Genomic DNA, 9558 nt, shown 5'->3' with positions numbered 1-9558 from the left:
GCCGCGCGTCAGCTTTGTGGGGAGCACACGCGTCAAGACGCGCGATAGTCCCAACCGTTGGGGACTATTCCGCCGCTACGCCGACCAACTTTGCGCCGGGATTGACATCCATGCGCGGATCGAGAATTTGGGGCGTCTGCGGAATGTCAAACGGCTGGATGAGCCCGGACAACTCCGCCTGTTTCTTCGCGGCCATTTCCTCAGGGGTCAGGAAGGAGACTTCGCCAAGACTTCTGATCAAAGCTTCCGGGCTGTCTGCCATTCTCTGATCGGACAAATTGCCATCCGCGCTCACAGCGTGTGGGAAACCGAAAGCCAAGATCCCAAGGACAAAAGTTGCGGCAGAAAGTCGAAATGAATGCATATGCTGGTTCCTTTTGCTTGGATGAAATTGATTTTCCCCACGGGCCCGTGGTGAGTACTTTGGTATCACACCGGGATGTACTTGCATGAATAAGGTGCCCAGCGGTCTTTCCAAGGGCGCGCCTCTTCCAGTTCGAAAGCCAACTCGTAGAGCAAACGGTCGTTGCCCGTGGCCGTCTGGAACATCGATCCGATCGGCAGACCCGTCTCCGGATCCCAGTTCAGCGGCACCGACATGGCCGCATGACCTGAGACGTTTACGGGTGCCGTGTATGACAAACCTGCCTGCAGAAAGTTGACGACGGACTCGTTGACCATCGTGTCGGGTGACAGTGCATTCGCGTCAATGGACAAAAAGGGCATGCAAGGTGACAACAAAAGATCGACGTCACTGAAGACCTGAGTGAAAAGCCCCGGCACCGTCGCGAGATACTCCAGACCTGCCGCCTGTAAGTCTGCTGGTATATTGCTGCCGTATTCGATCAGGCTCGCCGTAAAGACATCAAGGAGACCACTGTCCATCGCGTTGGTTCCAGTAATCGCTCTCGCCTGATCGGAGAACACGCCAAACTGGCCGAGGAACGCGCCGTTGAAATTCGTGAAGAATTCGGAGGCATTTATTGGAATGGCCGCCTCGACAACTTCGTGGCCCAGGTCCCGCAGCAACTGCGCCGTATTCTCTTGGGCGGCGGCAACTGCCGGATGAACCGGTTCGCCGCCATCCAGCGTGAGGGCAAATCCTATCCTGAGCCGATTTGTTGACGGTCCCGTGACCAGCCCGATCGTAGGAAACGGCCCGTTCGGGTCTTCCGTGTGCACAAACAACGCAGCACTGTCTCGAACCGTGCGGCTGATTGCCTGATTGGTCTTGAATGGCCCGTGCACGCCGCCAGCTTCGCCGGGCAGCATGCGTGCCCGGCTCGGTTTTATACCGAACAAACCCTGCGCGCCGGTTGGCAAACGATTAGAGCCGCCTCCATCCGTACCATGAGCCAAAGGCACCATGCCCGAGGCAACCGCTGCTGCGGCCCCCCCGGAGGAGCCAAGAGCGGATACGGACAGATCCCAAGGGTTGCGCGTCGCGCCGAAAGCCGAGTTGTTCGTGATGATACCCAACTGCGCGAACTCCGGCACGTTCGTCATACCGATGATGTTCATGCCGGCGGCTTCAACCCCGTCGATGTAGGGAACGTTTTCAGCAGGGATATTCGACAACATCATTCGCGAGCCGTCCGTCCGCCGTACGCCGCCAACGTCAATCATGTCCTTGATCAGGATCGGCACACCCGCAAATGTCGTATCCGCCGAGATCGTTTCTGCCTTCTCGAAGGCTCGTTCATAGGTGCGGGTCGTGATCGCATTGACGATGGGTTCTACCGCCTCAATCCTGCGAATCGTGATTTCGACTGCTTCACGAGCGGAGATTTCACCTTTCTTGATCAACTCGGCCATGCCTAGCGCATCGTAATCAATGAATTCATCACTTCGCTTTGGAGCGGCCTGTGCAGGTTTGGCAACAGCCGGTACAAGCGCGGCGTACGACACCGTACCAATGATATTTTTCAAAACACTGCGCCGTGACGGCATTCCAAGACCTCGATCGTAGCCTGACAACGTGAGCAGATTACTCGGCCACTTTTGGAAGTAAACGCATAGAAATAAGTGAGTAAGCCGCAAGGTTGGATATGGCGGGCGTGTGCGACCGCTTCGTACGCACCGCGGTCATCAATGCGAACCGCGGAGAATTTCTGCGTTGAGCACAAAGTAACCATCAATCGTTTGCCGGAGGTCTCAAGGTGTTTCACGCTTGACCAAGTCGAGTTTTATTGAGGAAAACGGTCCAGTCGAACCTAAGAGGCCCATTCATGTTGCACAGTTTAAAGCGCGCAATCGTCGTCCTGCTCACAGTAGTTGTTGTAGAACCCGCCCTTGCGCAGCAGACAACGCCTCTCGACGATGCGACGATTGCCGACGCCTATGTATACCTGCTGGGTCGTGCGCTTGTTGACCGACAAGAAAAGACAGACATTGCCGAGGATGGGGTAGATTACAACGTCATCAAGTATAACCCTGTTGGTGCCGCCGACTTCGTGAACCCCAACCTCGATGTAGCCTATCTCGAAGCCTGGATTGCGGTCGATGATCAAAGCGCCGTCTTACTGGAGGTTCCGCAGGTCGAAGGCCGCTACTATACGGTCCAGATCTGCGATGAGTGGGGCAATGTTGTCACCAACATCAACGATCGCGACTATCCTCTGAACCCTTACGGAACCTATGCCTTCGTGACACCCGACACGGTTGCCGAGATACCGAAGGGCGCCGTACCTGTCGTGCTGCCCTCCCGAAAGGCAAAGATGCTGGCGCGGGTCGAGCTGCAAACGGATGTGGAAGGTGCAGTTTCCCTGCAACGCCAATTCACTATGTCCACTCTCGGCGAACCCGCGATTTCGGCGCCTTCAAGCTTGCCTATCTTCGATAACCAGTCACTGATCGGTGTCGAGATTTTCGATCATACAGATGAATTACTCTCAGCGGCGCTGGATAGCATTCCGGTTGCTCCACAGATGCAAGCCAAGGTTCGGGCCGTGGCGCGTGTAGCCTCTGATCCAGCGCAGCGGGACGCCCTTGCAGGCGCAATTCTTGAAACTGTCATTCCGCAATTTTTGAAGTTTGCGGTGACCGAAGCAGGTTCTTTTCAGAACAACTGGTTGGGCGTCTTGGTGGGCGGAATCTACGGCGACGACTACTGGATCAGAACAGCGGCCAATCTGGTTGGGATCTGGGCGAACACAACGCATGAAGTAATCTACTTCGTGGCCACTACCGATGGGAACGGCAAGCCGCTGGATGGCAGCAGTACCTATGTTATCGAATTCAACGAAACTAGCAGTCCCGATGCGGTAGTGAACGGATACTGGTCGGTTATCTTAGTGGATCTACCCGATTACCGTGTGGTTCCAAATGCAATCGACAGGTTCAATTTCAACTCCTATTCGCCGCTTGAGAAGGGCGCGGATAGCGGTGTGTCCATGTTTATCGCCCCGTCGGAGAACGGTTCTTTTCCTTCCGCGAATTGGTTGCCCTCCGCTGAAGGAAAACCGTTTTCGCTGACGTTCAGGGCCTATGTTCCGAAAGAGATTGTAAAAGCGGGCAACTGGTTTCCGCCGAAAATTCGGAAGCTGAATTGATTGTCGGCTTCGTCCGCGACTCGGACGTAGCCTCATTTTTGGCCGCCGTCCGCTCCCGCGCGAAGCAGTCGTTCATGATCGGGGTTTCGAAAATTTTGCGCTGAACGTCGGCAATACGCTTATAACCAGTCATCTGAGCAAAAGACTCAGATGACCGGGTCGAGCCCGTCTCGGACCTTGGTCTGCGGCGCAGCATTCGACACTGCGGGCGGAATCCGGATTTTCTCTGCGACTGCGAACAAAACTCTCAGCGGTGACGAAAGCTGTCGTTCGCAAAAGGTCTCAGAGGGTCAGCCGGAATCAGTCGTTCACCGCGCCGAAGTTTGATTTCGCATATTCGGACAAACCGCCAGTCAAGGGTCGGGACCGACCGCCCGAGATCGTCGGGTTCCCGCGTGTAAAGTCCGACCAGAGCCTGTCGCTGTCACGCAGCGGTGAAAGCGAACGCTCGCAGTGGTCGCGGCACGCATTGCTAGTTATCCATCCATCTCCAAACGGAGTCCGCTCGCTCAATGATCTATTAGCTTACGCCGACTTAGCGCTAGCGCTCCTGCTGCAGCCTTGAGGCAACGCGACTCAGGCGATCACCGGCATCAGTCGCGAGCTCCGAGATTTCCGGTGTCTTGGACAGATCTCCCATGTCCATCATTTGACCGGCATCTACTATTCTCACAATTGATCCGGTCTCAACTTCCTCGACCGTCACATTGCAGGGCAAGAGTAAACCCACATCGGGCCTGGCGTTCACTGCCTGGAATGCGAGTTTCGGGTTGCATGCCCCAAGTATTGTATAGCGGTGAAAGGCCTCACCAAGCTTCTCAGCGAACGCCTTGTCGAGGTCGATGCGAGAAATGACCCCGAATCCTTCTTCCGCGAGCGCGGCAATTACGTCCTCGACCGCGCCATTGAACGGACGGTCGAGGGTTAGTGTCATCCCAAACGCCATCATCCGTCAGCCCGCCGGCGTGAACCAGATCGGTGACGTATATGCGCGTTCTTGTGTTGACGTTGGCACTTCATCTGGAAGCTCATCCCCGAACCGGACTGCGTCATAAACCGTCCAGCGCGGAGTCGGGATTTCAAGAACGCGCGCATAGTAGAATGCACTCAGGGACGGGTCGAAGTCGGGGTCTGTCCAAACCGCGATGAGTTCCGGTGCGCCAATTGAGTTCGTGAACGTGCCAGTTGTCACATCCACCGTGCTGCCGACTGGAGGCAGAGTGCCGTCCGCGTCCGGCTCGCGGTCGCCCGACCATGCGACATCGTAGACCCGTTCTTCGGTTTTGCCTTCGGCGTTGAGCCAGCCTTTGACGATCTGGATACGGTCGAGATTGCCTGAGAATGGGTCCTTTAGTGCTGCCACGAGAAAAGTGGGCGCTTCGGCTCCTTCGGGCGCTTCGGAGAGGTCGCCACCCATTGGAACGCCCTTCGCGTAGCCAATCTCTGCTGGCAAGCGAGAACGCGCGTCTTCTTCGGTGAAATCCCACCCGCCAAAGAAGCGGACAGCTATCCTGCTGCCGGTGGTGCCGTAGACCTCTTTGCGCTCCATCGCATCGAAGATCGCTTCGCGGGTATTCTCTTCTGCCCAGACGGCTGCATAACCAGAGGCCGCCATTTCCCATCCGAGAACGGTTAGCCCCTCGAAATCTCCAACGACGTGGCTCCAGCGTTCGGCCTCTGGCTCGACGCCGGAATGTTTGCCGAAGAAATTGTCCTCTTCTGCGGTGGCGAGCGCGGTATGGGTGTCCGTGGACCCTACAACTCCAAACTTGTAGGGGTTGGTACCAAGCTGAGCTTCGAGCTTGAGCCCATTCTTCAAGGCCTCACGCGCGTACTCGTACTGAAGCATCCAGTCTTCTTTCGGTGTCGGTCCGAGGTTGGCCTTGTCCCAGGTCTCGTAATCCGCGAACTCGTCGTTTGGACTCAGAAAGGGATGCGTCTCGCCATCTCCTTTGATTTGGGTGATCTCATACATCGGCTCCCATTTGGCGCGGCGTTCGACATAGTCGCCGGTCAACGGTTCGCCGGTCTTCGGGTTGGTCTCGACCGGGAACATCAGACCGTTCGACACGTTACCATTATGTGCAAGGGCCAAGACTCGACCGCCGGTTTCGATCTCGTAGGTTTCCATCCAGTCCCAGAGGTCTTCGGGATTGAATGTCTCCGCCGTGGTGAATGGCAGCATTTGCCGCGCACGGATCGCGTTGTCGCGGTAGATGACGTTGCGGTGCAGGTTGTTGCCGGCTTCCGTCGAGGTCCACTCATAGCCGATGAAGGCCGTGAATGTTCCCGGATCGTCGAATGCATCGGCCATCGCCGTGAAATCGTCCCAGACGGACTGCACGAACCGGCGATCGGCAATTGCCTTGGGAAGTGAATCTCCCGTAATCCCGGCAAATGTCTCGATCACCTCCATGGTCGTCGCGAGAGCCACGTCACCCCCTTGGTTCAAACGATCATTCCAGTCTCGGAGCGTAGGGTCGCGCATCAGGGTCGCGTTCCCGGCCACGATCTCGTTCATCGCCCCCATTGCGTCCGAGTGATCCGCGACAACGAGCCAATCGAGCGGGCGCGAGAGCTTGACCCTTAGTCCATGCGACGTGATCACTTCCTCGCCACGCGCAAAGCGGTAGGCATCGGCGGGACCGAGGACGACCCCGAACGCGCGCGCATCGAGAGAGTTCGACGTATGCACGTGGGTATCGCCCCAGAGCGGGCGTGTGGGAAAGTCTCGGCCGGCATATGGCGAGAAGTCATCGGGAGCGGGTTCGCCCATATCGTCGATCGACAGGCTCATTTCGCCGACCTGTCCGCCTTCCTGGGCGACAGAGGGTGCCACAAGGCCTGTGCAGGCCAGGAGCGCTAGCGGAAGAGAGAAAAAGATACGCATTTTTTGTCCGTTCATTCTTGGTCGTCAATTCAGTTGGCCGAAGGCATGTAAGGATCGGGCGTTCCCGGAGGGATCGGCGGATACCTCTGGAAGGTCGCAAGATGCTCCTGCAATTGTGGCAGGGCTTTCTCGACTGCCCAGGTATTGGGAAACAGAACACTGTCGCGCTCATGCGGATCATTCAGCAGATTGTAGGCGCGAGGCGTGTCAAAAGACTCGGTGGGATCAAAGATCGTCTGGTTTTCCTTGAAAAGGACCTTCCAGTCGTTCCACTTCACGCCAAAGATCTGGTCGCCCATGTAAACGATCACACCTTCTCTGTTGGAGTTCGGCTGGTTTCCGAGAAAGAAATCAGACTGGTCGATCCCGTCAAAGGCCCGATCTGTCGGCACCTCTCCTCCGGCAAAGGCCGCAAGTGTCGGGAACAGGTCCATCGAGTGCACAATGTCGTTGCTTTCTGAGCCGGCCGGAATCTGACCCGGCCACTTGACCGCGAAAGGTACGCGCAGGCTGCCTTCGAGGCTGGTGAACAACGTTCCCCGCCACGGACCCGCGGTCCCTTGAATGGGCGGTGTCGGCGAGGCGTTCGCGTTCCCGATCGGCACCGCTTCGGGCCCATTGTCGGCCGTGAAGATGACCAAGGTGTCGTCGGAAACGCCTGCGGTCTCCAACGCATCCACGACGCGCCCGATATAGGTGTCCGTCTGGCGAAGAATATCTGCCCAGACCCCCTTTCCAGTGGCCCCGGTGAACTCCTGGGAGACAATATTGGGATAGTGGGTCTGCGTGTATGCCAGATAGATGAAGAACGGGGCGTCTTGCCGGCTCTGCGTTTCGATGAACTCGATGGCTTTCCTGGTGAGATCGCCGTCTATCTCGCCGCGATAGTCAAGATCGTAGTCTCGCGCCACGGTCGCCGGCTCGCCCGCAACGCCCTGCATAACGACCGGCTCTTCCATGTTCGCGTCGGCAAATCCGGGGAGTGAGCGCCAGACCGTCACGTCCGTGGTCTCAACACCATAAAATTCGTCGAAGCCCTGATTGGTCGGATAGCGACCCTCAGACCAGCCGAGATGCCACTTGCCGTACATGGCCGTGTTGTAGCCCACATCCTTGAGCATCTCGGCCATTGTAATTTCCCACTGGGTCAGACCGTAGACACCGCCGCCCAGTGGAACGGTGTGGTTGCCGCTCCGGATGCCGTACCGCCCGGTCATGGTCGCCGCACGTGACGGGGTGCATTGGCTCTCGACGTTGAAATTCGTCAGGCGCAGGCCCTCAGCCGCGAGCGCATCCATTTCCGGGGTGGCCGTACCACGGATGATACCGCCGCCATTGAACCCCGGTTCGCCCCAGCCGAAGTTGTCGAGGAAGATAAAGACGATGTTGGGCTTTTCCTGCCCGTATGCCGCCGTCGATGCCAAAAAGGCAGCAAAAAAAACTGTGCGGTGCATAAACCCAATCATCGCGTTCCCCCCCAGAACGTTAGTCAGAGCGGCCCAAGGTTGACTCGAGTCGGACGATGAGACGAGATTATCGGCAGGTTCGATGACAGATGAACCATATCGCGCCACCGAGGCAGAAACTCGAAGGATCGTTCTAGAATGGCAGCCTCTCGTTCCATGACGGTGGCCGAGGCGCTTGGCTCGGTGCCAGATATGATCGTTCAAACACTTGGAGACCGGGTTCTTCAAAAATCTCTGGCAGCAGCCGGGCTTCCGGAAGACATCTCATCGAGGGTCGGGTTTTACGTCCCCGAGGTTGCGCTCAACAGGCTGCTGGACGCCGCAGCGCAAAGCGCGGGAGACGATCTGTTCGGCCTTACGTTCACAGGCCACCTTTCGATCCGAGATTACGGTGCCTGGGGCGATTACGTGCTTGAGGCCCCGAATTTATGGGCAGCCCTGAAGCGTGCCACGACCATCATGTACCTTCACGCCAACAACGACCGATTGAATATATGCGTTGGCGAGACCAGCTCCCGCTTTGAATACACATTCGGCGAAAGGCACGTTCCAGGCTACGATCAAGTCGCCTTGGCGGCTTTGGGGCCGCTGCTGAGTGTTCCGCGACATTTCAAAGGACCGAAGTGGTGTCCTGTCTCGATTGGGCTGGACTTTGTTGCGGACCACTCCATGACAAAGCTCGAGATGGCACTCGGTACGCGCGTTCGCTGCGACGAGGCCAGTATCTCTTTGGAGATAATGAACAAAGACCTGTATTCACCCAACCCTAATGCATCTACCGGCCGCACCACGCGAGGCGACGTCGTACGAGCATGTGGTGGAGGGCCGCCGTGTGATTTTCCAAAAATCGTTGAACATTTGGTTATCCAAAACCTAGAAGACGACAAGACGACGCTCGAAGACATCGCTTTCCTTATGGGCACGAGCAAAAGGTCGCTTCAGCGTCAGCTCGATCGAGAGGGGAGCAACTTTCGGTCCATATGCAATTTTGCCAAGATGCGTCGTGCGGCTGAACTCTTGGTCGACAGCCAGGAGAGCATAACGGAGATCGCAACGCTACTGAACTACGCCACACCAAGTCATTTCGCGCGCGCATTCCGACATATCCACGGCATTTCTCCATTGGAGTTTCGTTCTAAGGGATCTTCGGACTGATAGCGAAGCGGCTTTGCTCTCGAACCTGATTGCCGGGACACCCGGACCCTTAGCGACCGCAGCGAACGGCCGGTTCGACGGGCTGCACCGCGGCATGGCAATGTCGTGTTGAATGGCGGCTTCGGGCCGTTCGCACCAGTTAAAACCGAACAGCCGGAGGTCTGGAAAGTCCCGCATGTCGGTCATAGCTTGAATTTTCGCCAGTGTCTGCTCCTGCGCGAAGTAGTCGTTCATGGTCGAAAACTCGAAAATTTGGCCTGAATGTCGGTGTTGCGTTTCTGATCAGTCATTCGACAAAATCGCTCAGTTGACCGGGTCGAGCCCATACCGGAAATGCTTCGGCTCCGACGCTCGCCGATGCAGTATGCCGATCGACTGATGCCTTCAGTTGCACCGCAGAAGAAAAGCGGTCCTTCATGCCGGCCGCCGCGAGTTTCGTGAGGCCTATGTCTGGGGTGCGGACGATCCAGACCTTGGGTTCACCTGACCAGGCTGT

The 9558-nt window shown here is 57.1% G+C and carries 8 protein-coding genes; 3 read left to right on the top strand and 5 right to left on the bottom strand.

What is annotated here, in order from left to right; genetic code table 11:
- On the top strand, nt 1-358 hold a 358-nt coding region (locus tag R5H32_RS20210), incomplete at its 5' end, for a hypothetical protein (protein ID WP_318340456.1).
- A 71-nt stretch (nt 359-429) separates the two neighbouring features.
- Here the strand turns inward: R5H32_RS20210 and R5H32_RS20205 are convergent.
- Nucleotides 430-1977, bottom strand: coding sequence for an amidase (locus tag R5H32_RS20205; RefSeq protein ID WP_318340455.1), 1548 nt, complete (start codon nt 1975-1977; stop codon nt 430-432).
- A gap of 251 nt (nt 1978-2228) precedes the next feature.
- Between R5H32_RS20205 and R5H32_RS20200 the strand changes: the two genes are divergently transcribed.
- Complete coding sequence (locus R5H32_RS20200; RefSeq protein ID WP_318340454.1) at nt 2229-3551, top strand: DUF1214 domain-containing protein; 1323 nt, start codon at nt 2229-2231, stop codon at nt 3549-3551.
- 541 nt (nt 3552-4092) lie between these two features.
- On the opposite strand, the gene R5H32_RS20195 is transcribed toward R5H32_RS20200, so the two are convergent.
- Genes R5H32_RS20195 through R5H32_RS20185 form a run of 3 tightly spaced genes read right to left on the bottom strand, consistent with a single transcriptional unit; the run spans nt 4093 to nt 7907 of the window.
- Nucleotides 4093-4485, bottom strand: a complete 393-nt coding sequence (locus R5H32_RS20195) for a DUF302 domain-containing protein (protein WP_318340453.1) — start codon at nt 4483-4485, stop codon at nt 4093-4095.
- 18 nt (nt 4486-4503) lie between these two features.
- Entirely contained in the window at nt 4504-6441 is a 1938-nt protein-coding gene (locus R5H32_RS20190) for a DUF3604 domain-containing protein (RefSeq protein WP_318340452.1), read from the bottom strand.
- 29 nt (nt 6442-6470) lie between these two features.
- On the bottom strand, nt 6471-7907 hold the full coding sequence (locus R5H32_RS20185; protein WP_318340451.1) for an arylsulfatase: 1437 nt from the start codon (nt 7905-7907) through the stop codon (nt 6471-6473).
- A 138-nt stretch (nt 7908-8045) separates the two neighbouring features.
- On the opposite strand from R5H32_RS20185, the gene R5H32_RS20180 reads away from it, so the two are divergent.
- Nucleotides 8046-9062, top strand: a complete 1017-nt coding sequence (locus tag R5H32_RS20180; RefSeq protein WP_318340450.1) for an AraC family transcriptional regulator — start codon at nt 8046-8048, stop codon at nt 9060-9062.
- Between the two features lie 286 nt (nt 9063-9348).
- Here R5H32_RS20180 and R5H32_RS20175 read toward each other — a convergent pair.
- Nucleotides 9349-9558, bottom strand: a 210-nt coding sequence (locus tag R5H32_RS20175) for a hypothetical protein (protein ID WP_318340449.1), incomplete at its 5' end; no start/stop codon positions are given.

Source organism: Defluviimonas sp. D31 (genome assembly GCF_033436765.1).
Taxonomy (GTDB): domain Bacteria; phylum Pseudomonadota; class Alphaproteobacteria; order Rhodobacterales; family Rhodobacteraceae; genus Albidovulum.
The sequence above is the reverse complement of the archived record's forward strand: the minus strand, read 5'-3'. Positions and strand labels throughout refer to the sequence as shown.